This window comes from Rhizobium sp. RSm-3, from assembly GCF_001854685.1.
Taxonomy (GTDB): domain Bacteria; phylum Pseudomonadota; class Alphaproteobacteria; order Rhizobiales; family Rhizobiaceae; genus Rhizobium; species Rhizobium ecuadorense.
Map to the genome: position 1 here is coordinate 46,680 of NZ_MAWZ01000010.1, position 26,185 is coordinate 72,864.

The 26,185-nt window shown below is 62.1% G+C and carries 23 protein-coding genes; 10 read left to right on the forward strand and 13 right to left on the reverse strand.

From position 1 onward, the window contains the following. Positions 1 to 26: 26 nt before the first annotated feature. The 4 genes from BBJ66_RS12210 to BBJ66_RS12225 form a co-directional block, all read right to left on the reverse strand. A complete protein-coding gene (locus tag BBJ66_RS12210) occupies positions 27 to 377 on the reverse strand; it encodes a hypothetical protein (RefSeq protein ID WP_071087251.1) in 351 nt (116 codons plus the stop codon). 129 nt (positions 378 to 506) lie between these two features. Continuing rightward, positions 507 to 797, reverse strand: a complete 291-nt coding sequence (locus BBJ66_RS12215) for a hypothetical protein (RefSeq protein ID WP_071087253.1) — start codon at positions 795 to 797, stop codon at positions 507 to 509. 182 nt (positions 798 to 979) lie between these two features. Then, complete coding sequence (locus BBJ66_RS12220) at positions 980 to 1,729, reverse strand: SDR family oxidoreductase (protein WP_071087255.1); 750 nt, start codon at positions 1,727 to 1,729, stop codon at positions 980 to 982. Continuing rightward, positions 1,722 to 2,471 carry an SDR family NAD(P)-dependent oxidoreductase gene (locus BBJ66_RS12225; RefSeq protein WP_071087257.1) on the reverse strand — a complete coding sequence of 250 codons (750 nt, stop codon included), beginning with the start codon at positions 2,469 to 2,471 and terminating at the stop codon, positions 1,722 to 1,724. The genes BBJ66_RS12220 and BBJ66_RS12225 overlap by 8 nt, the downstream gene beginning before the upstream one ends. A gap of 98 nt (positions 2,472 to 2,569) precedes the next feature. On the opposite strand from BBJ66_RS12225, the gene ydiJ reads away from it, so the two are divergent. Next, positions 2,570 to 5,611, forward strand: coding sequence for a D-2-hydroxyglutarate dehydrogenase YdiJ (gene ydiJ / locus BBJ66_RS12230; RefSeq protein ID WP_071087259.1), 3,042 nt, complete (start codon positions 2,570 to 2,572; stop codon positions 5,609 to 5,611). A gap of 61 nt (positions 5,612 to 5,672) precedes the next feature. Next, positions 5,673 to 6,404 carry a FadR/GntR family transcriptional regulator gene (locus BBJ66_RS12235; RefSeq protein WP_071087262.1) on the forward strand — a complete coding sequence of 244 codons (732 nt, stop codon included), beginning with the start codon at positions 5,673 to 5,675 and terminating at the stop codon, positions 6,402 to 6,404. A gap of 55 nt (positions 6,405 to 6,459) precedes the next feature. On the opposite strand, the gene BBJ66_RS12240 is transcribed toward BBJ66_RS12235, so the two are convergent. The 6 genes from BBJ66_RS12240 to BBJ66_RS12265 are packed head-to-tail and all read right to left on the reverse strand — an operon-like array spanning position 6,460 to position 15,153. After that, a complete protein-coding gene (locus BBJ66_RS12240; RefSeq protein ID WP_071087264.1) occupies positions 6,460 to 8,145 on the reverse strand; it encodes a thiamine pyrophosphate-binding protein in 1,686 nt (561 codons plus the stop codon). A 21-nt stretch (positions 8,146 to 8,166) separates the two neighbouring features. Then, the gene (locus BBJ66_RS12245; RefSeq protein WP_071087266.1) at positions 8,167 to 9,360 is read right to left on the reverse strand and encodes an NAD(P)/FAD-dependent oxidoreductase; all 1,194 of its coding nucleotides are present in this window, start codon (positions 9,358 to 9,360) and stop codon (positions 8,167 to 8,169) included. A 7-nt stretch (positions 9,361 to 9,367) separates the two neighbouring features. After that, positions 9,368 to 10,180, reverse strand: a complete 813-nt coding sequence (locus BBJ66_RS12250) for an NAD-dependent epimerase/dehydratase family protein (protein WP_071087268.1) — start codon at positions 10,178 to 10,180, stop codon at positions 9,368 to 9,370. 11 nt (positions 10,181 to 10,191) lie between these two features. Next, on the reverse strand, positions 10,192 to 11,403 hold the full coding sequence (locus tag BBJ66_RS12255; RefSeq protein ID WP_071087270.1) for a pyridoxal phosphate-dependent aminotransferase: 1,212 nt from the start codon (positions 11,401 to 11,403) through the stop codon (positions 10,192 to 10,194). After that, the gene (locus BBJ66_RS12260) at positions 11,400 to 13,061 is read right to left on the reverse strand and encodes a hydantoinase B/oxoprolinase family protein (RefSeq protein ID WP_071087273.1); all 1,662 of its coding nucleotides are present in this window, start codon (positions 13,059 to 13,061) and stop codon (positions 11,400 to 11,402) included. Before BBJ66_RS12260 ends, BBJ66_RS12255 begins: the two co-directional genes overlap by 4 nt. A 10-nt stretch (positions 13,062 to 13,071) precedes the next feature. Beyond that, positions 13,072 to 15,153, reverse strand: coding sequence for a hydantoinase/oxoprolinase family protein (locus BBJ66_RS12265; RefSeq protein ID WP_071087275.1), 2,082 nt, complete (start codon positions 15,151 to 15,153; stop codon positions 13,072 to 13,074). 303 nt (positions 15,154 to 15,456) lie between these two features. Between BBJ66_RS12265 and BBJ66_RS12270 the strand changes: the two genes are divergently transcribed. From BBJ66_RS12270 to BBJ66_RS12305, 8 genes are all read left to right on the forward strand, one after another. Continuing rightward, positions 15,457 to 16,572 (forward strand): ABC transporter substrate-binding protein, encoded by a 1,116-nt coding sequence (locus BBJ66_RS12270; protein WP_071087277.1) that lies wholly within the window; start codon positions 15,457 to 15,459, stop codon positions 16,570 to 16,572. A gap of 76 nt (positions 16,573 to 16,648) precedes the next feature. After that, on the forward strand, positions 16,649 to 17,566 hold the full coding sequence (locus BBJ66_RS12275; RefSeq protein WP_071087279.1) for an ABC transporter permease subunit: 918 nt from the start codon (positions 16,649 to 16,651) through the stop codon (positions 17,564 to 17,566). Positions 17,567 to 17,581: 15 nt separating this feature from the next. Then, a complete protein-coding gene (gene livM, locus BBJ66_RS12280) occupies positions 17,582 to 18,892 on the forward strand; it encodes a high-affinity branched-chain amino acid ABC transporter permease LivM (RefSeq protein WP_071087281.1) in 1,311 nt (436 codons plus the stop codon). After that, positions 18,889 to 19,707, forward strand: a complete 819-nt coding sequence (locus BBJ66_RS12285) for an ABC transporter ATP-binding protein (protein ID WP_071087283.1) — start codon at positions 18,889 to 18,891, stop codon at positions 19,705 to 19,707. Before livM ends, BBJ66_RS12285 begins: the two co-directional genes overlap by 4 nt. Then, positions 19,704 to 20,438: an ABC transporter ATP-binding protein gene (locus tag BBJ66_RS12290; RefSeq protein ID WP_071087285.1), complete on the forward strand. Its 735-nt coding sequence runs from the start codon at positions 19,704 to 19,706 to the stop codon at positions 20,436 to 20,438. Before BBJ66_RS12285 ends, BBJ66_RS12290 begins: the two co-directional genes overlap by 4 nt. A 13-nt stretch (positions 20,439 to 20,451) precedes the next feature. Continuing rightward, entirely contained in the window at positions 20,452 to 21,882 is a 1,431-nt protein-coding gene (locus BBJ66_RS12295) for an aldehyde dehydrogenase family protein (protein ID WP_071087287.1), read from the forward strand. Between the two features lie 9 nt (positions 21,883 to 21,891). Further along, positions 21,892 to 22,653 (forward strand): electron transfer flavoprotein subunit beta/FixA family protein, encoded by a 762-nt coding sequence (locus BBJ66_RS12300; RefSeq protein ID WP_071087289.1) that lies wholly within the window; start codon positions 21,892 to 21,894, stop codon positions 22,651 to 22,653. A 24-nt stretch (positions 22,654 to 22,677) separates the two neighbouring features. Continuing rightward, positions 22,678 to 23,607, forward strand: a complete 930-nt coding sequence (locus BBJ66_RS12305; protein ID WP_071087291.1) for an electron transfer flavoprotein subunit alpha/FixB family protein — start codon at positions 22,678 to 22,680, stop codon at positions 23,605 to 23,607. Positions 23,608 to 23,620: 13 nt separating this feature from the next. Here BBJ66_RS12305 and BBJ66_RS12310 read toward each other — a convergent pair whose 3' ends face one another. The 3 genes from BBJ66_RS12310 to BBJ66_RS12320 are packed head-to-tail and all read right to left on the reverse strand — an operon-like array spanning position 23,621 to position 26,042. Further along, positions 23,621 to 23,899 (reverse strand): DUF6522 family protein, encoded by a 279-nt coding sequence (locus tag BBJ66_RS12310; RefSeq protein WP_071087293.1) that lies wholly within the window; start codon positions 23,897 to 23,899, stop codon positions 23,621 to 23,623. A gap of 3 nt (positions 23,900 to 23,902) precedes the next feature. Further along, positions 23,903 to 25,081 (reverse strand): HPP family protein, encoded by a 1,179-nt coding sequence (locus tag BBJ66_RS12315; protein ID WP_071087295.1) that lies wholly within the window; start codon positions 25,079 to 25,081, stop codon positions 23,903 to 23,905. A gap of 58 nt (positions 25,082 to 25,139) precedes the next feature. Next, positions 25,140 to 26,042, reverse strand: coding sequence for a LysR family transcriptional regulator (locus tag BBJ66_RS12320; protein ID WP_071087297.1), 903 nt, complete (start codon positions 26,040 to 26,042; stop codon positions 25,140 to 25,142). Between the last annotated feature and the right edge of the window lie 143 nt (positions 26,043 to 26,185).

Below are 26,185 nucleotides of genomic sequence, written 5' to 3' on the forward strand. Positions count from 1 at the left end.
CCTCCAAGCACATTTGAATCAGCCATTCAGGGTGTGTTGATGGTCGGAAGAAAATCCTCCACCTGTTTACGCTCATCTTTCGAAAGCGTCTCCACCCGTTCCTTCCAGAACCGTTCGGCCTCCGGCGGATCCTCGTCCCATTGGCGGACTTCGGTGATGTTGTCGTCAATTTTGGACCGGCGGCAGCCACCGAGTCTCAAATATTCCTTCGCAAGTTTCAGGCTGGGTGTTTCGGTGTCGGCTCCGCCTATCACCGTGCCTACATTCCTGCGGGCATTCTCCAACGTCCTGCGACGATCATCCGCCGCCTGCTGCGTGTCGGCGGAGCGTGCGTCGTCAGTGCCGCTTTCCGGCGGCACGGCGGATCTGCGTGTCATACCGGTCATCCTTCCACTCATGCAAAGATATTTCGATCCGATAACCCTCGCGGGGTTGCAAGAGTTCCCACCGATGGCAATGATTTGAGTGGAGGCTCGGGCCGGAGCGCCCGGGCGCTATCCCGGCCGTCAATGAACGGCGATACTCACCATGCGATAGGGGTGCAAGGCCTCGAACTGCGAGATCATCGCCGTTGCCCGCAGCAGCACGCGCTCGGCATTCTCGGGATCGTCACGGGCCAGTTCGTCGGCGCTGACCCGAATTGCTTCAGCCATGTTGATGGAAAGTTCTGCAAATTGCGCATCGCCCTCGACAAGGGCCTCACGTGCCGTGTCTTCCAGCGTACGGGCGATGTCAACGAAGATCTCCTCGCGTTCCTCGACGCTGAGATCTTTGATTGTATTGGCCTTTTCTTCCATGACAGGCACTCCGGAAAGACGTGGGAATCATCTTCTTTCATTTCGAACGCCGGAGCAGCACTTCTGTTCCCTGGAGGGGGAGACCGGCGCCTCGGTGTCGGCATCGTTTGCCGTGCGATCGAGGCGCCGGAATGCCGGTGCGGAAGGCTCGGCCATCGTTGGCACGTCTGCGGATCGCCCGCTTACTGCTCAGAGAATTTGACCATCGTGCCGCCGCCGGTCGCCTGGTCGGTCGGGAAGACCTCGATCCGGGACACGTCGACGAAAACAGGAAGCTCGATGGCATTCGCGATGATCGAGGCGATGTGAGCGGGCTGTATCGGGCGGTAGCCGTCGTAAAGCAGAGTTCGCGCCTGATTGCCGGCCATTGCGGTTCGATAGAGGTCCGTCTGCACGCGGCCCGGCACCACCTCCGTCACCCGCACCGAGCTTCCGAGCAGGTCGCAGCGCAGATTGTCGCAAAACAGGCTGAGCCCGGCCTTCGACGGCCCGTAGGCGCCCATATTCGGATATGGCGCCTGACCGCCGCTCGAACCGATGTAGATGAGGTGGCCACGCTTTCGTTCGACCATGGCAGGCAGGAATGCGCGGGTCAGATGCATCGGCGCCTTGAGATTGATATCGATCATGGCATCGATCTCGGAAGGTTCGATCTCGGCGAAAGTCGCCCGCGTCGAGAGAATGCCGGCATTGTTGATCAGGATATCGACGTCAACGCCTTCAAGCTGCCGCACGATTTCAGCGGTATCGCGGACATCGGCCCGGATCGGCTTCGCCCCGCTCTCCCCGGCCAGTTCATCGAGCGCTTCGGCGTTTCGGCCGACGGCATAAACCGTCAGCCCCATGTCGCGCAGCCTGCCGACGGTGGCGCGGCCGATGCCGCTCGTCGCACCCGTGACGACGGCGACCCGATAGGGCAGCGGCTCAGACATAGATATAGCCTCCGCTGACGACGACGTTTTCGCCGGTGGCATAGGTGTTGCGGCTCGACGCCATCATGACGATCCATTCCGCCATCTCGACCGGCTCTGCCGCACGGCCGAGCGCGCTGGCCTTGGCGAGCTCGGGCAGGAATCCGAGTTCCCTCGCCCGATCCGTGGCAAAACCCGCGGGCGCCACGGAATTGACAAGGATCTGGTCCTTGGCGCATTCCTGGGCGAAGGATTTCGTCAGGCTGACGACGGCCGCCTTGGTTGCGGCATAATGGGCGTTTTGGGGGTGGGCCTTGAAAGCATCGACCGAGGTCACGTTGACGATCCGCCCCGTCACCTCGGGCGCGTTCACGTACTGGCGCATATGCAGGACGGCGGCGACCATCATATGATAGGTGCCCTTGACGTTGATCGCATTTTCGAGATCCCACTCCTCGTCGGTGATCTCAAGGATAGGCCGCCTGGGATAGATGGCGGCGCTGTTGACGAGCACATGGATGCGGCCGAGCGTGCCGGCGATCTGGTTGAAGCCGCGATGCGCCGTTTCCGCCCGGGAAATATCGGCAACGGCCGTCGCAACCTCGGCGCCGAGCGCGCGCAGCGCCGCAGCCGACGAGGCCAGCAGTTCCTCATTGCGATCGATGAGCCCGATCCTGGTGGCCCCATGGGTGATCATGAGCTTCGCGGTCGTCAATCCGAGCCCGGAAGCGCCGCCGACGATGATTGCGGTCTGGTTCTTCAAAGTTCCACCTCGTTGTTTGGCGTTGCGCCATCAGTATTGTATGTTATCACTTATATGCCAAGTTTAGCAAAGCTCAAGTGCATTCTGAAGGTTTCGAAATGATTCCACGCCTGCAGCCGAAGGTCTCGATCTCCCTTCCTCCCGCAGATTTCTTCCAGCGCCTCGTCGAGGCGGGGTTTAGCGGCGATATCGAGACCGGCGCGGCCAGCCGAACGGTGTTTTCGACCGACAACTCAATCTACCAGATCGAGCCGACCGGCATCGTTTTTCCGAGGGGCATCGAAGACCTGCAGCTCGTGGCGGCCACTCTATCGGAACCGGCCTTCCGGGGGATAAGCATCGCACCACGCGGAGGCGGCACCGGCACGAATGGTCAATCCCTGACATCGGGCGTCGTGGTGGACTGCTCGCGGCACATGACGTCCATTCTGGAAATCGATCCGGTCCGAAGGATTGCGCGCGTCCAGGCCGGCGTCGTCAAGGATGAGCTGAACCGGGCGCTGAAGCCCTACGGTCTCTTCTTCGCACCGGAACTCTCCACTTCCAATCGCGCCACCATCGGCGGCATGATCTCCACCGATGCCTGCGGCCAGGGCTCCTGCCTCTACGGCAAGACGAGCAACCACGTCCTCGGCCTGCGCATCGTGCTTACGGATGGGTCCGACCTTTGGTCGCGTCCGCTCGACGCAGAGGCATTCGCGGGGATCGCCGCGCGAGAGGGCCGCATCGGCGAGATCCACAGGACGGTTGAACGGATCGCGCGGGAAAAGCGCGAGCGGATTACCGAGATCTTTCCGAAGCTGAACCGCTACATGACCGGCTACGATCTCGCCCATGTCAGGCGCGGCGACGGACGCTTCGACCTCAACGCCGTTCTCTGCGGCTCGGAGGGAACGCTGGCGATGATCGCCGAAGCCGAACTCAACCTTCTGCCGATCCCGGCCCATGCGGCGCTGATCAACATCCGCTACGGGGACTTCAACACCGCCCTGGAGGATGCCCGCAAGCTGGTGGCGCTGAAGGTCGCCTCGGTGGAGACGATCGACGAGAAAGTGCTCGGCCTCGCGAAAGGCGATATCGTCTGGACCGGCATTGCCCGCTTCTTTCCCGACGATCCGGCGAGCGCGACCAACGGCATCAACATCGCCGAAGTGCTCGCCGATGATGAAGAGGAACTCGAGCGCAAGCTTTCGGAAGTCACCGCCGCGCTCGACACGGACGCGAATGCGCGCCATGCCGGCTATACGATCGCCCGGGGCCATGCCGACGCCGAAGCGATCTGGTCGATGCGCAAGCGGGCGGTCGGCCTGCTCGGAAATGTGGAGGGGCCGGTCAGACCCGTCGCCTTCGTCGAGGATACGGCCGTGCCGCCGGAAAACCTTGCGGCCTATATTCGCGAATTCCGTGCGCTTCTCGATGGCGCAGGCCTTTCCTACGGCATGTTCGGCCATGTCGATGCCGGCGTCCTGCACGTGCGGCCAGCGCTCGACCTCACCCGCGACGATCATATCAGCCTGGTGCGCGACATCAGCGACGCCGTCGTGGCGCTCACCCGCAAATATGGCGGCGTGCTCTGGGGAGAGCATGGCAAGGGCGTGCGTTCGGAATATGTGCCGGAATTTTTCGGCGATCTTTATCCAAGCCTGCAGGAGATCAAGCGGGCGTTCGATCCTGAGAATCGGCTCAATCCGGGCAAGATCGCGACCCCTTCCGCGGAAGTGCTGACCAAGATCGACGATGTCCCGCTGCGCGGAGATACCGACCGCATCATCGGCAACGAGATCCGCTCCGCCTTCGACAACGCCGCCTATTGCAACGGCAACGGCGCCTGTTTCGATTTCGACGAAACGAGCCCGATGTGCCCCTCCTACAAGGCGACGCGCGACCGGCGCTTTTCACCCAAGGGCCGCGCTGCGCTGATGCGGGAATGGCTGAGGCTGCTTGCCGAAAAAGGCATCGATCCCCGCCAGGAGGCGACACGCCTGCGACGCGGCACGTCCCTCGTAAGTCTCGCGCACCGCGCCTTCAACTCGCTGAACCCGGCCAATCGGGATGACTTTTCCCATGAGGTGCGCGCGGCGATGGACACATGTCTCGCCTGCAAGGCCTGCGCTGGGCAATGTCCGGTGAAGGTGAGCGTACCGGCCTTCCGCTCGAAATTCCTGGAACTCTATTATGGACGCTATCTCCGCCCGCTGAAGGATCCGCTGGTCGCGGCGATCGAAACCACCCTGCCGCTCGTCCGGCGCATCCGGCCTGCCTATAACCTCATCGTCGGCACGCGCGCCGGCAGGACGATGATGCGTGTCGCCGGGCTGACCTCCTTGCCGCATCTGCCGCAGATTTCGCTGGCAAAGGAAGCCGCCCGCCTCGGCGTGCCGCTTGCGACCGCTCAGGCAATCGAAGCCCTGTCGCGCGAGGAAAGGCAGCAGAGCGTCGTTTTCGTCACCGATGCCTTCACCGCCTATTTCGATCCCGATGTGGCGCTCGCGGCCATCCGGGTTGCTCGGAAAATGGGGCTGACGCCCTTTCTTGCCGCCTCCCATGTCAATGGCAAAGCCCTGCATGTTCACGGCTATCTCGGACGCTTCGCGGCCGCAGCCGAGCGGACTGCCCGCTATCTGCAGCGACTGGACGAGACAGGCTTGGCGCTCGTCGGGCTCGATCCATCGATGACACTCGCCTTTCGCAGCGAATATAAGGGGATGCTGAAGGCGACCGTCCTGCTTCCGCAGGAATGGCTGATCGCCAATCTCGGCCGGCTTGCAGCCTCACCTTCAGCCGCCGAAGGCAAAAGCTTTCGGCTGATGGCCCATTGCACTGAGCGTACCAATGCGGTTGCCTCCGTCGGACAATGGCAAAAAGTATTCGAAAGGCTCGGCATCGACCTTCGGGCAGCGCAAACCGGCTGTTGCGGCATGGCCGGCACCTTCGGACACGAGGCCCGCAACCGGCCGATCTCCGAGCGTCTCTACGCGATGAGCTGGAAACCGGAGCTGGATGCGGCCGGCGATACCGATATCCTCATGGCCACCGGCTATTCGTGCCGTTCGCAGGTGAAGGAAATCGATCACAAACGGATCCCTCATCCGTTTCAGGTCATCGACAAGATAATGTCGGATAAAGCCGCCATCGCATAAGCGGATGTGGCATGACATGTGATATGTGCTAAATCTGGTTGTCCAAACCGGAGCGCACAAAGTGTCAATCATCACGCAACGAGGCAATCTCGCTGAAATCGTCGTTGCGAAGCTGATGGAACGCATCGACTCCGGCCTTTATGCGCCCGGCGAGAAAATTCCGTCAAGTGCCCAGCTCTGCGAAGAATTCGGCGTTTCCCGAACAGTCATTCGCGAGGCGCTCACTTCCCTCAAGGTCGGCGGCAGGGTAATCGCGCGCCAGGGTGCCGGCGTCTATGTCTCCGAGAAGGACGCCAAGACCCTCAATTTCGAGATCAGCCGCATCGAGGACATACGCTCGGCGATGCAGATCCTGGAATTGCGGCTCGGTGTGGAGATCCAGTCCGTCGCGCTCGCGGCCGCAAGACGCACGCCGGAGGCGCTGGCCGAAATCGCCCGCGCCTACGATTACCTCGAAAACCTCGTCACCGAGGATGCCGTCGTCGAGGCGCGCGCCGATTACGAATTCCACCTCGCGATCGCCCGCGCCACCCGCAATCCGCATTTCCCGAGTTTTCTGGAAGCGGTGATGGAGAGCATCAATTTCGATCTCGTGCTCAAGCATCGGCAATCGGCGCGCGGCTATAGCGGCTATCTGAAGAAGATCAACAAGGAACATGCCGCCATTCTGGCAGCGATCACCCAGGGGGACGTCAAGGCCGCGAAGAACGCGCTGATCACCCATCTGGAAGAAAGCCTCCATCGTTACCGCACTATGCTGGACGAGCCGGCGAACAGCGAAACAGAGGATTGATACGCGCCGCCCGTCTTTCCGGACGGCGCGTTTTAGCGCAAACACTTCCCCGCAATCACTTGCCTTGGGCGATCGCCTGTTCGCGAATCTGCGTCAAGGTCATTTTCGGCGTCAGCGCTTCCGGGTCGATCCGGATTTCGATGAGGCCGGGCTTGCCTGACGCTTCGCAGCGTTCGAAAGCGCCGGCGAAATCCTCCGTCTTTTCGACGGCCTCGCCATGCAGACCATAGGACCGCGCCAGCGCGGCAAAGTCCGGGTTCGTCAGTCGAGTGCCGGAAACGCGGCCGGGATAGCTGCGCTCCTGATGCATGCGGATCGTGCCGTACATGCCGTTGTTGATGACGAGAAAGATCGCCCGCGCGTCATATTGCATGGCGGTTGCAAGTTCCTGGCCGTTCATCAGGAAACATCCGTCGCCGGCAAAGGCAACCACCGTGCGCGAAGGGTCGGTGATCTTGGCGGCGACCGCCGCCGGCACCCCATACCCCATGGAACCGTTGGTCGGCCCGAGCTGGGTGCGGAATGTGCGGTACTGATAGAAGCGGTGCGCCCAGGCGGAATAATTGCCGGCGCCTGTGGTCAGGATCGCATCGGGCTTCAGATGGCCGCGCAGCCATTCCATGATATCACCCATCTGCACCGGACCCGGCACCTCCGGATGGACGAGGTTTTCCAGGTAATCGGCATGGGCCGCTCTGGTCCAGTCCGTCCATGCCGGAGCGACGGACGGCTTCAGCTTGGCCGCCTGCGAAAGGAAACCGGCGACGCTGGCGTTGATCGGCAGGCTTGCATGATAAACCCGCCCCAGCTCTTCTGCGCCCGGATGGATGTGAACGAGCAATTGCTTCGGGACGGGAATGTCGATCAGCGTATAGGCGCCTGTCGTCATTTCTCCGAGACGGGCGCCGATCGATATCAGCAGGTCGCAATCCTTGATGTGCCGGATCAGCTTCGGCCCTGCGGCAAGGCCGAGATCGCCGGCATAGTTTTCGTGGCGGTTATCGAACAGGTCCTGACAGCGGAAGGACGCGGCGATCGGCAGGCTGAAGGCTTCGGAAAAGACCTTAAGGTCATCCACGGCCTGCTGCGTCCAGCCGCCGCCGCCAACGACGGCCATCGGCCGTTTTGCCTGGGAGAGAAGGCCGAGCAATTCTTCCAGCTGCCGTTCGCCGGCAAAGCCCTCAACCTTCTTGTAAGGCGGGGTATCGGCGACGTCGACCATGTCGGTCAGCATGTCCTCGGGAAGGGCGACGACCACGGGGCCGGGGCGGCCGTTGACGGCGCGATGGAAAGCCTGGCTGATGAGTTCAGGAATGCGGGCGGCATCCTCAATCTCGACAACCCACTTCGCCATCTGCCCGAACATGCGGCGATAATCGATCTCCTGGAAGGCTTCGCGCTCCATCTGGTCGCGCGCCACCTGGCCGATGAACAGGATCATCGGCGTCGAATCCTGGAAAGCCGTATGCACGCCGATGGACGCATTCGTGGCGCCCGGCCCGCGGGTCACGAAGCAGATGCCGGGCTTGCCCGTCATCTTGCCGTAGGCTTCCGCCATATAGGCTGCACCGCCTTCCTGGCGGCAGATGACGAATTCGATGGCGTCTTCCAGATCGTGGAAGGCATCGAGGGCGGCAAGATAGCTTTCGCCCGGCACGCCGAACACGCGATCGACACCGTGGATGCGCAAGGCATCGACGAGCACCTGGCCGCCGCTGCGCTTGGATGTTTCGTTTCTCATCGGGTTCCCCTCTCCTGTTCGTTAAATGACCGCGTCTTCAAGGAAGGGCCGGTTTGCTGTCACCCGCTCGTAGCCGAATGGCGAAAGATCAAGCGTCCTGAAGCCGCCATAGGCGATCAGTTCCGAAAGCCCCCTTCCCATTGCGGGCGACTGCTGCAGGCCGTGGCCGGAGAAGCCGTTTGCAAAGAGGAAATTCCCGACTTCCGAATGCGGCCCGAGGACGACATTGTGGTCTAGGGTGCAGTAGTCGTAATGACCGGCCCAGGAGTTGACGACCTTGATCGCTTCGAAGGCCGGAACCCGGTTCGCCAGGATCGGCCAGATTTCCTCATCGAATTCGTCATACATGACGTCGAAATCGTTCGGGTCCACTTCCGGATCGTGTTTGGGATAGGTGCCCATCAGATAAAACTTGCCCTCCGGCCGGAAGAAAACGCCGGTGGGATCGATCGTCAGGCCGACTTTTCCCTCAAGCGGCGTGCGGCAATCGACGACGAACAGCGAACGGCGCCGCGGCTCCACGGGAACGTCCAGCCCGGCCATCTGCGCAACTTGTCTGCCGTTGGTGCCCGACGTGTTGACCATCGTGCCGCAGGCAATCGTCTGGCCGCCCTTCGTCGACACGGAAACGATGCGGTCTCCCTCTCTGTTAACGGCGACGACCTCGTCTTCGATGTATTCGACGCCGAGCGAACGCGCTTTCTTGCGAAAGCCCTGCAGCAAGCCGACGCTGTCGAACCAGCCCTCGCCACGCTCACCGGTGCTGCCGAGCGTCAGCCCTTCGAGATTGAGCCAGGGAAACCGCCGGCCGAGGCCGTCAGGATCGAGAAGCGTCACCTCGGCGCCGCAGGAGCGCTGGGTCCCGTGATTGCGTCGCAAGACCTGATCGCCGCGTTCATCCTCGGCAAGGAAGAGATAGCCGGCCTCGTGAAAGCCGATCTCCGGCGTATCGTCATCAACGGCGACGTTTTCCTTGAAGTTGCGGATGAACTCCGTGCCGAATTGCGAAACCTTGACGTTGATCGCGTTCGAGAACTGGTGGCGGATGGAACTGGAGGAAAGCGCGGTGGCCGAACGCTGATAGGTCCAGTCCTTTTCGATCACCAGGACCGAGCCCTTGAAATCGGGATTGGTCGCAAGGAAGTAGGCGGCCGAGCTGCCGACCACCGCGCCGCCGACGATCACCACGTCATAGGATGACTTGGATGCTTGCATCGGCCTCTCACTTCTTCTCGTCTTCATAGTGACCGGCGGCGGCAAAGCTGCCGCCCTGGAAGCGCACCGCCGGATCATTGGGATCGCCCTGTCTGGTCTTGCCAAAGACCTTCTCCGCATAGTCGTCGGCGCTGTCCTCCGGCTTGTAGCCGAGGGATGCCGCCGTACGGTTGTCCCAGAAAGCCCGGCTGTTGTCGGACATGCCGTAGGCGACCATGAAGCCGACGCGTTCGGCCGACAGGCTTTTTTCGACGAGCTGGCGGCAATCGCGATAGGAAAGCCAGGTGATGAGATGGCGCCGGTCCGTCGGCTCCGGGAAGGAGGAGCCGATGCGCAGGCTGACCGTCTCGATGCCGAACTTGTCGAAATAATAGCGGCCGAGATTTTCGACGAAGGTCTTCGACACGCCGTACAGGCTGTCGGGGCGAGTCGGCGCGTTGCCGTCGATCGTCTCGGTGCGCTCGTAAAAACCGATAGCGTGAACGGAACTGGCATAGACGATACGCTTGACGCCGTGCTGCCGGGCCGCCTCATAAATATTGTAGCTGCCGACGATATTGGCGTTGAGAATGGTATTCCACGACGCTTCGAGCCCCTGGCCGCCCATATGGATGATGGCGTCGCAGCCCTCCACCGCTTTCGAAACGGCATCGAAATCGGAAAGATCAGCCGGAACATCCTCCTCGTGCGGCGCAAGGTTCTCGCAGGGTTTGCGCGCCGACAACCTGACGATCTTGCCGAGCCTCGTTCCGGATTCGCGCAGCTGGGTTCCGAGAGCGCCGGCCGCGCCGGTCAGAAGCGTGCGCTGATAATCGGTCATAATATTTTCCCTTAGCGAAGTCTGGCCAGCGCATCGGCGGTGCGCTCGATGGCAATGGCGAGATTTTCGCGCGATGTTGCGAAAGAAAGGCGGATATAGGGCTCGACGCCGAAAGCGGCACCGGGGACGGTGGCGACCTTCCCCTCTTTCAGGAGATAGGAGGCCAGCTCCGTATCGTTGGAAATCCGGGTGCCATCAGGCGCCGTCCTGCCGATATAGCCGGCACATTTGGGGAAGAGGTAGAAGGCGCCTTCGGGCGCCCGCACTTCGAGGCCCGGTATCGCGGCGAAACCCTCGGCGACAAGTTGGCCGCGCGCCTTGTATTCGGCAACCGCCGTCGTGACGAAGTCCTGAGGGCCGTCGAGGGCGGCAGCAGCCGCGACCTGGGTGATGGAGGATGGGCAGGTCGTGCTCTGCGACTGGAGCTTGTTCAAGGTCTTGGTCAATTGCTTCGGACCGGCCGCATAGCCGAGGCGCCATCCCGTCATCGCATAGGCTTTCGAAACGCCGTTGATGATCAACGTGCGGTCCTTCAGTTCGGGGCAGGCAACGGCGAAGGAGGTGAAGGGCACCTCGGCGCAGACGATATGCTCGTAGATCTCGTCCGACATGATGGCGACATGGGGATGGCGCGCCAGCACCGCGCCCAGCGCCTTCAGCTCGTCGGCGGTATAGATCGCACCGGTCGGGTTCGAGGGCGAGTTGAAGAGGAACCAGCGCGTCCTCGGGGTGATCGCCGCTTCCAGGCGTTCCGGCGTGATCTTGAAGGCATCCTCGACGCCGCAGGCAACGATCTTCGGCACGCCGCCGTGCAGGATGACGATATCGGTATAGGAGACCCAATAAGGCGCGGGAACGACGACTTCGTCGCCGGGCTCCAGCGTTGCGAGAAAGGCATTGAAGAGGATCTGCTTGGCGCCGTTGCCGATGGAAATCTCGTCCATGGCATAGTCGAGGCCGTTCTCACGCTTGAACTTGGCGACAATCGCCTGGCGCAATTCTGGCAGGCCGTCCGGCGCCGTATAGCGGGTGATGCCGCGCTTCATCGCTTGGATTGCAGCTTCGACGATGTGAGCGGGCGTGTCGAAATCCGGTTCGCCGAGCGACAGGTCGATGACATGCTCTCCCTTCGCCCGCATCGCCTTGGCGGCCATGGAGACCGCCATCGATGGCGAGGACTTGATCGTCGCAACACGCGTGCTTTCGAATGCAATCATATTCATGCCTTGCCTCCCTGGGGCCGGCCATAGGCCTCAGCCTGTTCTTCGGTGATGTATCCATGCCTGAGATCGTGTTCGACCGCCTCGGCCGGCCGGCTTGCCGGATCGCCGTAACCGCCGCCGCCCGGAAGCGAGAGGACGAGGCGGCGGCCTTCCGGCACGAATTGCAGCCCCTTGCCCTTGAGAACCGTGCCGTCGTCGAGCGCAACGGCGCCAGCTGCGCCGTCCAGTCCGCCTTCGCGGCCGCGGGCGGGATGGCCGAGCCTGTCGAACATGGCGGAGAAGCGGAAACTGAAGCCTTCAGCCGCCTCGATTTCGATCATCTGGCCGAGGCCGCCGCGCTGCCCGCCGGCGCCCCCGGACCCCTCGCGCAATTCCTTGCGCCAGACGATGACCGGCCCGACATTCTCCGTCGCCTCGATCGGCATGGTGTGCACGCCGCTCGGAAAGGCGGTGGCGTTCAAGCCGTCGAGCGCGGCGCGCGCGCCGGAGCCGCCGGAATTGAACATCAGGATTTCCGCGCCCTTTCCGCCGATCTGGTCGGAAAGCGGGCGCACGCTCATATGCAGGTTCCACAGCGCGCTGGCGCCTTCGGCCGGCACCTGGCCCGGAAGCGCCTGGTGCAGCGCGCCGAGCACGAGATCCGGCACGAAATGGCCGAGAACGTGGCGGACGGCGACCGGCGCCGGCCGCTTGGCGTTGAGGATGCAGCCTTCCGGCGCCACCACGTCGAAGGGGGCGAGAGAGGCCGCATTGTTCGGGATCTCAGGCGCCACGACGCATTTGATGCCGTAGCAGGCATAGGCCTTGGCATAAACAAGCGGCACGTTGATGCCGAACTTGCTCATGCCGGAGGTACCGTCGAAATCGACCACCACCCCCTCGGGACCGATGCTCAGCTTCGCGGCGAGATGTACAGGCTCGTCATAGCCGTCGAGATCGAGGCTGTAATTCCACGAGCCGTGCGGAAGGTTCTGCAGCCGCTCCAGCGTCGCCTCGCGGCTGTGCTTGAGGATGAAACCGCCGATCGTCGACAGATCGGGCAGATTGAATTCCGTCAGCATGTCCACGAGCCGGCGGTGGCCGGTCTCGTTGCAGGCGGCGAGCGCATAGAAGTCGCCGACGACCTTGTCGCTTTCGCGCACATTGTTGCGGACGATGTGAATCAGCGTCCGGTTCAATTCGCCCCGCTCGAAGAACTTCATGATCGGGATGAAGATGCCTTCTTCATAGACCTCGCGCGCATCCGGGCCGAAACCGCGGCCGCCGACATCGACGACATGGGCGGTCGAGGCGAAATACCCCACAAGTTTGCCATGATGGAAGGAGGGGGTGACGACGGTGATGTCGTGCAGGTGGCCTGTCCCCTTCCACGGATCGTTGGTGATGTAGACATCGCCTTCGAAAATATTCTCCGGCCCGATGTCAGCAATGAAATGCGCGACGGATTCCGCCATCGCATTGACATGGCCGGGCGTGCCGGTCACCGCCTGCGCCAGCATGCGGCCATCGAGGTCGAAGACGCCAGCCGACAGATCGCCCGCCTCGCGCACCGAGGTGGAAAAGGCCGTGCGGATCAGCGTCTGTGCCTGCTCCTCGACGACGGAGATCAGCCTGTTCCACATGACCTGCATATGGATATCGATCATGGATTGGTTCATGTGACGATCCTCAGATCCGGGTTACGAGCAGGCAGCCGTCGCGCTGGACGACGGCCTTGAAGGAGGAGGTAAGGACCGCCGAGGTCTCGCGCTCGACGATGACGGCGGGCCCCTTGACGACGTCGCCCGGTCTCAGCCCGGTCCGTTCATGAATGCCGGCGTCGAGATAGGCGCCCTGCGAGGCCTCGAACAGGCGGCGGGTCTTTACCGGCGGCACGACATCGCCTTCGGCGACGGAAGGGATGCGCTCGACCGGCGGCAGCGGCGAACTCGCCTTGACCGACCAGCTGACGATCTCGATATCGAGACCTTCGATGGCACGACCGAAGAAACGCTCATATTCGCGCTCGAACAAGGCCGCGATCGCCTCAGCGCTCGCTGAATCGAAATTGTCGTCGGCAAGCGATACCGGAATATCCCAGCCCTGCCCGGCATAACGCATGAACAGCGTACGCTCGATCACCGGAGAACCGGCGTCGAGGCCGCCTTCGACGAAGCCGAGCGCTTCGGCCTTCATGGTTTCCAGCAGCCGGTTGGCCTCGGCATATTCGAAATTCGACAGGTTGAAGACGGCGCTGCGGACTGATTCATAGCCGAACGGCGCTTTGAGGAAACCGATGGCGGAACCGACGCCGGCGCCCGGGGGCACGAGAAAGGTCGAGATCCCCATCTTTTCGCAGAGCCGCGCGGCATGCAGCGGCCCGGCGCCGCCGAAGGTGATCATGGTGAAATCGGAAATGTTCTTGCCGTTCTCGACGGTGTGGACGCGGCCGGCATTGGCCATGTTCTCATCCACCATCTCGCAAGTGCCGTAAGCGGAAGCTTCCGGGTCGAGGCCGATCACCGCGCCGATATCGTCGCTCATCGCCTTGCGGCTCGCCTCGACGGAAAGCGGAATGGCGCCGCCGGCGAAATTGTCGGGATCGAGCTTGCCGAGGATCAGGTCGGCGTCGGTCACCGTCGGGTTCCTGCCGCCGCGCTGATAACAGGCCGGCCCCGGTTCCGAAGCCGCCGAATGCGGCCCGACGCGGATCTGGCGCATGCCGTCGACCGACGCGATCGAACCACCGCCGGCGCCGATCTCGACCATCTCGACAACAGGGATGGAAATCGGCATGCCGGATCCCTTGCGGAAGCGATAGGTGCGCGCCACTTCGAAGGTCTTGGCGGTCTTCGGGACCTGGTTTTCGATCAGGCAGATCTTCGCGGTCGTGCCGCCCATGTCGAAGGACAGAACCGTATCGAGACCGTATTGGCGGGCAATGTCGGCCGCAAAGATCGCGCCGCCCGCAGGGCCCGATTCGACGAGGCGCACCGGAAATTCAGAAGCACTTTCAACCGAAACGATGCCGCCGCCGGAATGGATCATGAAGACAGGGCAGCCGACGCCGATCTCCTTCAGCGATACGACGAGACGGTCGAGATAGGATTTGATCGCCGGCTTGACGTAAGCATTGGCGCAGACCGTGTTGAAGCGCTCGAACTCGCGCATCTGCGGCGAAACCTCAGACGAGATCGACACGGAAATACCGGGAAGCCGCTTCAGGATCGCATCACGGACGGCAATTTCATGCGCGCCGTTGGCATAGGCATGAATGAAGCCGATCGCGACACTTTCATAGCCGCCTGCTGCAATCTTCGCGACCACCGCGGCGACCGAGGCCTCGTCCAGCTCGAGCAGGACCTTGCCCGCCGCATCGATGCGCTCGCGGATGACGAAGCGGTCGGCGCGGGCGATGAGGGCCGGCGGCAGGGAAATATTGAGATCATATTGTTCGAAACGGTTCTCGGTGCGCATCTCGAGCACGTCGCGAAAACCTTCGGTCGTCACGAAAGCGGTCTTGGCGCCGCGCCGTTCGATCAGCGCGTTGGTGGCCAGCGTCGTGCCGTGAATGAGGATATCGATCTCCGAAAGAGCGATGCCCGCCATCTCGGCGACGGCCTTCACACCCTTCAGGATCGCCCGCTCCGGCGCCGTATAGTCGGTCAATATCTTCGTCGAGTGAAGCGCCCCATCGAGGTCGAGAGCGATATCCGTAAAGGTGCCGCCGATATCGACGCCCACCCGGCAGTTTCGTGGCGTGCTGCTCACCGTCTTGTTCCCCAGTTCTCACGTTTCAGACCGCACTCATGCGGCCCCGCATCCAGCCATTCTTCACTGTTGTCAGCGCCGCTGCAACATTTCCGCTTGACGATCTTCGTATATGTCACTTATCATATAAGTGTCAAATAGAAAAAGGCCAAAGATTGCGGAGCCCGACATTCTCCGCGTTGTTGAAAAAGACGAATTACCGAATAAAAATAGGACCTTCGCCTGACAGGCGCAGGCGAATATGGGCTGAACCCGTATCTCCGAAAACCAGGAACTGAAGTAGCTTCAACCAGAGGGAAGAATATGAAATCCATCTCAACGCTTCTTACGGCGACCGCGCTCGCCTCCGCCCTGCTCTTTTCCAACGCTTTAGCGGCCGACACGATCAAGATCGGCGTCGCCGGTCCTTATACCGGCGCCAACGCGACATTCGGCGAGCAGGTGTTCAGCGGTGTGGCCGCCTATGTCGGCGATATCAACGCCAATGGCGGCATCAACGGCAAGAAGATCGAACTGGTGAAGGGTGACGACGCTTGCGAACCTAAGCAGGCAGTGGCGGTCGCCAACCGCTTCGTCGACCAGGACAAGGTCCAGGCCGTGATCGGGCATTTTTGCTCGTCCAACACGATCCCGGCTTCCGAAGTCTACAATGATGCCGGCATTCTCGAAATGACGCCATCCTCGACCAACCCCACCGTGACCGATCGCGGTTTCGACAATCTGTTTCGTGGCTGCGGTCGTGACGACCAGCAGGCCGTGGTGGCCGGCAGCTTCATTCTGGACACGCTGAAGCGGGACAAGATCGCCCTCATCCACGACAAGGACACCTATGGCCAGGGCCTGGTGGACGCCGTCAAGAAGACGATCGAAGCCCGCGGCATCAAGCCGGTGATGTATGAGGGCCTTACCCGCGGCGAACGCGACTTCAATGCGCTCGTCACCAAGATCAAGAGCTCCGGCGCCAATGCCGTCTATTTCGGCGGGCTCATTCCCGAAGGCGGACCGCTGATCCGCCAGTTGAAGGAACAGGGTGTCGACGTGGTCGTCGTCAGCGGCGACGCCTTTGCCCAGACGGAACTCGTCGCAGCCGCCGGCGGCGCTCAGAATCTCAAGAACGTCTATTATTCGGCAACGCCGGACCCGCTGGCGGATCCTTCGACACAGGGCGTCCAGGACGCGCTGAAGAAAGCCAACATTACGCCCGCCAACTACGTGCTCTACGGCTATGCCAATGCGCAGGCGGTCGTCGCAGCGCTCAAGGCCGGCGACGAGCTGAAGGTCCAGGCCGACTATCTCCGTAACAACACCGTCGATTCCGCCATCGGCAAGATCACCTGGGACGCAAAAGGCGACATCAAGGACTTCAAGTTCGTCTTCTACAACTTCGACGACAAGGGAACCCCTGTCTTGGTGAAGTAAGGCAATTTTGCCAGATCGGCCGGACCGCAAGGTTCGGCCGGCTTATCCATCCCCGAAAACACAAGAGGGGTTCACCATGGACTTTTACATCCTGGTTCAACAATTGTTCAACGGCATCACGCTCGGGACGATCTACGGCCTGATCGCGGTCGGATATACCATGGTCTACGGCGTCATCCGGATGATCAACTTCGCTCATGGCGACGTCTACATGGTATCGGCCTATATCGCCGCCATCACGCTCGCCGTGCTTGCCTATTTCGGCGTCCAGTCGGTTCCTTTCGCCTTGATATCCGTGCTGGTGATCAGTTGCGCGATCACCGCCGTCTACGGCTGGGTGATCGAGCGCGTCGCCTATCGGCCGCTTCGCGGCTCTACCAAGCTTGCCCCGCTTATCTCGGCGATCGGCATCTCGCTCATGCTGCAGAGCTACGTCCAGATCGCCCAGGGCGCGCGCGACCAGGGTGTGCCGACGCTGATCCAGGGAGCGTTCCGGATCGGCAACGATACCCACTTCGCGCAGATCACCTACATGCAGACCGTGATCCTGTTCGCGTCGCTGATCGCCATGGGCCTTCTCACCTATGTGATCAACTACACCAGGATCGGCCGCGAGTGCCGCGCCACCCAGCAGAATATCCGCATCTCCGCAATCCTGGGGGTCAACACCGACCGGATCATCTCGACGGTGTTCGTCATGGGCGCGGCCACCGCCGCCGTCGGCGGAACGCTGGTCACCTTCAATTACGGCTCCTTCAACTTCTTCATCGGCTTCGTCATGGGCATCAAGGCCTTCACGGCCGCGGTTCTCGGTGGAATCGGCTCGCTGCCCGGCGCCGTGCTCGGTGGGATCGTCCTCGGCCTGACCGAGGCGCTGTTCGCCGGCTATGTCAGCACCGATTACAAGGACGTCTTCGCCTTCGCATTGCTCATCACCCTTCTGTTTTTCCGACCGTATGGCCTGCTCGGCCGCCCGGAAATCCAGAAAGTCTGAGGAGGAGCAGAAATCATGAAACCCAATCGCCTTCACACGCTCCTCAAGCAAGCGCTCCTTACCTTCACGGTCTCCATCATCTTGTTCGGCCCGATCTCGGGACTGGTGCTCGACGGATTTTCGTTCACCAACGAACTGACGCGGGCGGTGCTGCTCGCCGCCATCGTCACGGCCGGCCGATCGGCGCTGTCGCTATTTCAGATGAGCAGCCTCGGCCGAAAGCTCCGCCTGCGCATGGCAGGCAACAGCGCCGGCGTGACCGTTATGACCGGCAAGGAACGGTCACCGATGCTCGTCCTCGCCCTGCTGTTTGTTGCAGGGCTGAGCCTGCCGTTCTTTGCCGACAAATATTTCCTCGGCATTGCGATCCTCGCCCTCATCTATTGCCTGCTCGGCCTGGGGCTCAACATCGTCGTCGGGCTCGCCGGCCTGCTGGATCTCGGCTACGTCGCCTTCTACGCCGTCGGCGCCTATCTGCTGGCGCTCGGATCGCAATATCTTGGCCTGGGATTCTGGAGCGCGCTGATCCTTGCCCCGTTCCTCGCCGGTCTTTGCGGCATGGTTCTCGCCTTTCCCGTCCTCAAGATGCACGGCGATTACCTTGCCATCGTCACGCTCGGCTTCGGCGAAATCATCCGCCTGGTGCTGAACAACTGGCTTGATTTCACCGGCGGCCCCAACGGCGCTCCCGTTCCGCCGCCGACTTTCCTCGGCCTCGAATTCACCCGCACGGCCAAGCAGGGCGGCGTTCCCATCCATGAATATTTCGGCATCGCCTATAATGGCGACTACCGTTTCTGGTTCCTCTATTTCGTGCTGTTTCTCGTCGTCTGCTTCGTCATCTACGCGGTGGAGCGGCTGCGCGTCATACCGCTCGGCCGCATGTGGGAAGCACTGCGCGAAGACGAGATCGCCTGCCGTTCGCTCGGCGTCAATCACGTCTTCACCAAGCTCACCGCCTTCATGCTCGGCGCTTCCACCGGCGGGCTGGCGGGCGTCTTCTTCGCTGCACAACAGGGTTTTGTGAATCCGACATCCTTCACCTTTTTCGAATCCGCCCTCATCCTCGCCATCGTCGTACTCGGCGGCCTGGGCTCGACGGCAGGCGTCATCGCGGCGGCTCTGGTCCTCACGATTCTTCCTGAGCTTCTGCGTGAGTTCGCCGAATACCGGGTGCTGGTCTTCGGCATTCTGATGGTTGTCATGATGATCTGGAAGCCACGCGGGCTGGTGCGCATCAAGCGCCCGGCCTTCTTTCCGAGCACCAACGAAGAAGGCGTCGGCAGCGAGCTGCCCTTCCCGAGCAAGGCGGAGGCGGGGCGATGAGCAAAGCCATTCTCGACGTGCAGAATGTCACGATGCGTTTCGGCGGCATCGTCGCCAACCGGAACGTCAGCTTCACCGTCAAACGCGGCGGGGTGACCGCGCTGATCGGCCCGAACGGCGCCGGCAAGACGACGATGTTCAACTGCATCACCGGCTTCTATCGCGCCAGCGAAGGCCGCATCATGCTGAACGGGCGCGATGGCCCGGCCGATATCGGCGAGCTGGTGACGAAACCGATCACCGGCGGCTCGCATCTCGTCACCCGCGCAGGCATCGCCCGGACCTTCCAGAACATCCGCCTGTTCAAGGAAATGTCCGTCATTGAGAACCTTCTGGTCGCCCAGCACCTCGCGACCTGCAACAATATTCTGAGCGGCGTTTTCCGCACCCCGACCTTCAGCAAGGCCGAGGGAGAGGCTGTCGACCGCGCTTATCACTGGCTGAGACAGATGAACCTTGCCGAGGACGCCAACCGCCTTGCCGGCGAGCTGCCCTATGGCCGGCAGCGCCGCGTCGAGATCGCCCGCGCCATGTGCACGGCTCCGAGCCTCATATGCCTCGACGAGCCGGCCGCCGGCCTGAACCCCTCGGAAACCCGAGATCTTGCCGAGGTCATCCAGCGGCTCTGCGCCGACCACGACCAGACGGTGCTCGTCATCGAGCACGACATGGGCCTCGTCATGCGCATCTCGAACCACATCGTCGTGCTCGATCATGGTGAGGTGATCTCCGACGGCACCCCTGAACATGTCGCCAACGATCCGGCCGTCGTCGCCGCTTATCTCGGCGTCAGCGAAGAGGAGGTCCATGCATGAGCCAGCCGTCCCACCCGCAGCCTCCCCTTCTCGAATTCGCCGATGTTCATGCCCATTACGGCCCGATCGAAGCGCTGAAAGCCGTCAACGTTCATATCGCGGCCGGTGAAATCGTCAGCCTGATCGGAGCGAACGGGGCCGGCAAAACGACGCTTCTGTCTTCCATCTTCGGTGCGCCGCGCGCCTCGTCGGGCCGAATATTGCATCGCGGCGAAGACATTTCCCGCATGCCGACCAACCGGATTTCCCGGCGCGGCATAGCGCTCGTTCCCGAGGGCCGCCAGATCTATCAGGAGATGTCCGTCGAAGAGAACATGATGATGGGCACGACGCCGATCGGCATGGCCTGGTTCGAGGAAGACCGCAACACCATGTTCGAACTCTTCCCGCGCCTCAAGGAGCGCCGCAATCAGACAGCCGGCACCATGTCGGGCGGCGAGCAGCAGATGCTCGCCATCGCCCGTGCAATGATGGCGCGGCCGGAGCTGATCCTGTTCGACGAACCGTCCCTCGGCCTCGCGCCGCTGATCGTCAAGCGCGTTTTCGAAGTCCTGGGAGAGATCGCCGCGATGGGCAAGACCATCTTTCTCGTCGAGCAGAACGCCAACCACGCGCTCAAGCTCTCCCAACGCGCCTACGTCATGGTCAACGGCCGTATCCATCTCTCCGGCGACAGCGCCTCGCTTCTCGACAACCAAGAAGTCCGCAAAGCCTATCTCGGACTGCACTGAACGGAAGACCTTCATGCTGCATAAGAACCTGATTGCCGGGGAATGGGTTGCCGGCGATATTTCACTGAACATCAACCCGTCCAACACCAACGACATTATCGGCGAATTCTCCCGCGCCAGCGCCGACGACGTCAGATCCGCCATCGCAGCCGCGAAGTCGGCCTTGCCGGCCTGGTCGCAATCGCCGATCCTGGCGCGCCATGCCATCCTGAAGAAGACCGGCGACGAGATATTGGCGCGCAAGGAGGAGCTTGGACACCTGCTTGCCCGCGAGGAAGGCAAGACCCTGGCCGAGGCGATCGGCGAAGTCACCCGCGCCGGCCAGATCTTCGATTTCTTCGCCGGCGAGGTTCTCCGCCTGTCGGGAGAAACGCTGCCGTCGGTCCGCCCCGGCGTCGGCATCGAGATCACCCGCGAGCCGGTGGGCGTCGTCGGGGTCATCACCCCATGGAATTTCCCGATCGCGATCCCTGCCTGGAAGATCGCGCCCGCGCTTGCCTATGGCAATACGGTCGTGCTGAAACCTGCCGATCTCGTGCCCGGCTGCGCCTGGTCCCTCGTCGAAATCCTGCACCGGGCGGGCGCGCCCGCCGGTGTCGTCAACCTCGTCATGGGACGCGGCAGCGTGGTCGGCCAGACCATGCTCGACAGTCCCGATATCAATGCGCTCACCTTCACCGGATCGACGGTGACCGGAAAGCGCGTCGCGCTTGCCTCGATAGAGCATAATCGCAAGTTCCAGCTGGAGATGGGCGGCAAGAACCCCTTCGTGATCCTCGACGATGCCGACCTCGACGTCGCCGTCGAAGCGGCCGCCAATTCGTCCTTCTTCTCCACCGGCCAGCGCTGCACGGCATCATCGCGACTGATCGTCACCGAAGGCATTCACGACCGCTTCGTGGCCGCACTTGCAAAACGTCTCGAGACTCTCGTCGTCGATGACGCTCTCAAGAGCGGAACGCATATCGGCCCGGTCGTCGATCAAGGCCAGCTGAAGCAGGATACCGATTATATCGACATCGGCCAAAAGGAAGGCGCAAGACTGGCCTTCGGCGGCAACAGGCTGGAACGGGCAACGCCCGGCTTCTATCTCGAACCGGCGCTCTTCATCGAAGCGACGAACCAGATGCGGATCGCGCGGGAAGAAATCTTCGGCCCCGTCGCCGCCGTCATCCGGGTGAAGGATTATGACGAAGCGCTCGCTGTCGCCAACGACACCAGCTTCGGCCTATCCTCCGGCATCGCCACCACAAGCCTGAAACATGCGACGCATTTCAAGCGCAATGCCGAAGCCGGCATGGTCATGGTCAATCTGCCGACGGCAGGCGTCGACTTCCACGTGCCGTTCGGCGGCCGCAAGGGCTCGTCCTACGGTCCGCGCGAACAGGGCCGCTATGCCGCGGAATTCTACACCTCGATTAAAACAGCCTACACCCTTGCCTAAGGAAGCCTGATGAAGATTCTCGTGCCCGTCAAGCGCGTCGTCGACTACAACGTGAAGATCCGGGTGAAGCCGGATGGTTCTGGTGTCGAGCTTGCCAATGTGAAGATGTCGATGAACCCGTTCGACGAGATCTCGGTGGAAGAGGCGCTGCGGCTGAAGGAGGCCGGCAAGGCTGAAGAGGTGGTTGTGGTGTCGATCGGTCCTGCCAAGGCCGAGGAAACGCTGCGCACGGCGCTCGCCATGGGGGCCGACCGGGCGATCCTGGTCGAGACCGATGATGCCGTCGAGCCGCTGACGGTCGCCAAGATCCTCAAGGGTGTGGCCGATGCCGAACAGCCGGGATTGATCATCGTTGGCAAACAGGCGATCGACGACGATTCCAACCAGACCGGCCAGATGCTGGCGGCATTGCTGGGCTCGGCCCAGGCGACCTTCGCCTCGAAGATCGAGATCGAAACCTCAGGTTCTGGGGGCAAGGCTCAGGTGACCCGTGAAGTCGATGGCGGCCTGCAGACGATCGAGATCAAGCTGCCGGCGGTGATCACCTCGGACCTCAGGCTCAACGAACCGCGTTATGCCTCGCTGCCGAACATCATGAAGGCGAAGAAGAAGCCGCTCGACAAGAAGGCCCCGGCCGATTTCGGTGTCGATACGACGCCGCGGCTGAAGGTGCTGAAGACCGAGGAGCCGTCAGGCCGCAAGGCCGGCGTCAAGGTCAAGTCGGTCGCCGAACTGGTCGACAAGCTGAAGAACGAAGCCGGCGTGCTGTAATCGGGTTAAACAGGAGCAACTATCATGACCATTCTTCTTCTGGCCGACCACGACAATTCGAGCCTTTCCGACCAGACCGCCAAGGCGCTGACGGCAGCGACCCAGATCGGCTCCGACGTTCACATCCTCGTTGCCGGCAAGGGCGCCAAGGCTGCGGCCGATGCCGCTGCCAAACTCGCCGGCGTCTCCAAGGTGCTCTTGGCCGAAAACGACGAACTGGCCAACAATCTCGCCGAACCGCTTGCCGACCTGATCGTCTCGCTGGCCGGCAGCTATGACACCATCCTCTCGGCCGCCACCTCGACCGGCAAGAACGTGCTGCCGCGCGTCGCAGCGCTGCTCGATGTCGCCCAGGTCTCGGAGATCATCGAAGTGATCTCCGCCGACACCTTCAAGCGGCCGATCTATGCCGGCAATGCCATCCAGACGGTGCAGGCAAGCGATGCCAGACGAGTCATCACCGTGCGCACCGCCTCGTTTGCCTCGGCAGCGGAAGGCGGTTCGGCGACGGTGGAGACAATTCCGGCGGCTTCCGATCAGGGTCTGTCGCGTTTCGTCGGCGATGCGCTGTCGACCTCCGACCGTCCGGAGCTGACGTCTGCGAAGATCATCCTTTCCGGCGGCCGGGCACTCGGCTCTGCCGAGAAGTTCAGGGAAGTCATCCTGCCGCTCGCCGACAAGCTCGGGGCTGCCGTCGGCGCATCTCGTGCGGCTGTCGATGCCGGTTATGCGCCGAACGACTGGCAAGTCGGCCAGACCGGCAAGGTGGTGGCGCCGCAGCTTTATATCGCCGCCGGCATCTCCGGGGCGATCCAGCATCTGGCCGGCATGAAGGACAGCAAGGTGATCGTCGCCATCAACAAGGACGAGGAGGCGCCGATCTTTCAGGTTGCCGACTACGGCCTCGTTGCCGATCTGTTCGAGGCTCTGCCGGAATTGCAAAAGGCGCTCTGAATTGCGCAGGAAGTCAGCGCGGGTGTTGTCCGGAGGATCTCCCCCGAAGAACGGTCATCTGCTCATGCTGAACTTCGTTCTTATCATTCAGAACGGCTTGCCAAAGCCTGTTGCCGAGCCGAAGCGACACCCGTTTCGTCCCCTCGTGCTCAGCCCTGCCGATTTCCACGGAGCTGACCAGGGAGCCATGGCGCATATGGCGGCGAAGGTCGGCCAGCGACAATCCGAACCGTTCCGCCAGTTCGGACGATTCCAGGATAAAATCCCCGTTCGGGTCACGCTCGATCAACACCGCCTATTCTCCAACTGCACTGCCCAATGACAGCAGCTTTGCGCCGCCATTCAGGCCACGGCCCGAGATCGGAGCGCTGTCGTTCGGCAGCAGCCGCGCCACCGCGCTCAAGAGATCGGTCTGCGATATCAGGCCGAGGATCCTGTAGTCGTCATCGACAATGATGACGGCATGCGTACGGCCGTCGGTCAGAACGGGCAATAGCGATAGAGCCGCATCAGAAGGCCTCGCTACCGCCGGTCTCGAGATCGCGTGCGCGATGGTCTCCGTGCCTTCGGACAATTCCCGCAAGCCGACGGCGCCGATGAGGCGACCCTCGGGATCCTTCACCGGCAGCGTCCGAATATTGTGCTTCAGGAGAAGATGCCGCGCCGCAGCCGGTTCCGCAGCTTCGCCGATGGCGATGACGTCACGCGACATGATATCTGCACAGCTGATCTTGCCGTTTGAGCGGATCGCCGCCTGCAACTCGACCTGCTGCAGCAGCCGGCCGAGGTCGGCGCGATCGATATCGAAGGTTTCGTCGAGCGCTGCGAGAGCGGCATCGACATCCTCCTCGCGAAAACCCACCCGCACGGCCGATGGCAGGTCGATCGTCTGATGGTTGTTCTCCGCCGGTTTTGGAACGAGGTGCGGATAATTCCGCTTGGAAAGCTTGTGGAACAGCAGACCAAGGCCGACGAGGATGCAGGAGTTCAGGGCGACGGGCACGAAGGGAAAGAGGAAACCCCAGCCGGCAACGACAGGACCGCCGAGCACGGCGGTCAGCGCCGCCGCGCCTCCCGGCGGATGAAGGCATCGAGTGAAAGACATGGCGCCGATGGCAAGCGACACACCGACGCCGGTCGCGATGATCGGATCGCGGATGAAACAGGCAGCGATGATTCCCATCAGGGCGGAAATGGTATTACCGCCGATGATCGACCACGGCTGGGCAAGCGGGCTTGAAGGCACAGCGAAAAGCAGCACCGCGGATGCCCCCATCGGCGCGACGATCAGGGGAAGATGCGGCCCCTGCCCGAACAGATAGCCACTGATGACGCCGGTGAGGCCGATGGCCAGCAAAGCGCCGAGACATGCGATCAGCCGCTCTCGCAAGGTTGCGCCGGCCAGGATCGGTGAAAACAGCCGAAAGCGGCGGAAGCGGCTCGGTCCCAACTTCGGGGAAACGGGAGATTGCATGAGAAGACCAATTTGAAGCGAGGATTATCTGGCGGGTTAAGGGAGCAAGATGGGCGGGCTAGTTTGTCAGCCTGACATCTCTGCCTTTTGTCGCGCTGAGAACTTCGTGGAAGGCGTCGAAAGCGCTGGGGCGATCGTTCTTGCGGTAGACCAGGAGCGTCTCCACGAGCCCCAACTGATGGGTCTGGACGGATGTCGGCCAGGGCATCAGGTCGAGCACGGATCTCGGCATCACACCGGCGGTGTTGCCGGTCGCCACGCTCGCCAAGATCGCATGGTAGGAGCCATGCTCGCTCGTCGGCAGGGTACTCGATTTGCGCGCCCAGTTTTCGGCGATCCGGCGATAGGTGCAGCCGGGTTCCAAAGCGGCAATCGACCCGACACGCAGATCGGCGGCAGATTTGACCGCGGGATGCCCGGATGGCAGTACGATCAACAGGTCTTCGACAAAGACCGGCTCCATCTCCAGTGCCTTGAGCTCAGCCTCGAAACCCGCGTCTTCCCCGCGCATCGTCTTCGGCGGGCAGGCAATCAGCGCGCAGTCCAGCATATCGGCCACAACGGCGCGGGCGAGGTCGCGGGATGCGCCCATCGTCAGATGAAGCGACACGTCAGGCCACATCCGGTTGAATTGCGTCAGCGCCGCCGGCAGCCGGCTCGCCGCCGTGCTTTCCATCGTGCCGACGCGCAATGTTCCAGACGGGGCGAGAGGCCGTACAGCCTGGCGCGCTTCGAGCGCGAGCGCCGTCAGCCGGTTGGCGTAGGTCAGGAACGTCTCGCCCTCCCGTGTCAATGTCATTTTCTTGCCGTCACGGCTGAAGAGGGAAACACCAAGGTCGTCCTCCAGCTGCCGGATGCGCGTCGTCACATTCGACGGCACCCGCCCGACGGCCTTGGCAGCCTTAGTAACGCTGCGCTCGCCGGCGACAGCGAGGAATATCTCGAGCGACGAAAGGTCCAATGAAAGATCTCGTTTCGGGAATTATGGAGAAAGATCATTCTCCATACAAAAATCATCGCCACCACTCAAGTCGTATTGCGATATAATTTGCCCAGGCAAGCAAAGAGGAAACAGCTGCCGAAAAAAACAACGCGACGCCGAGG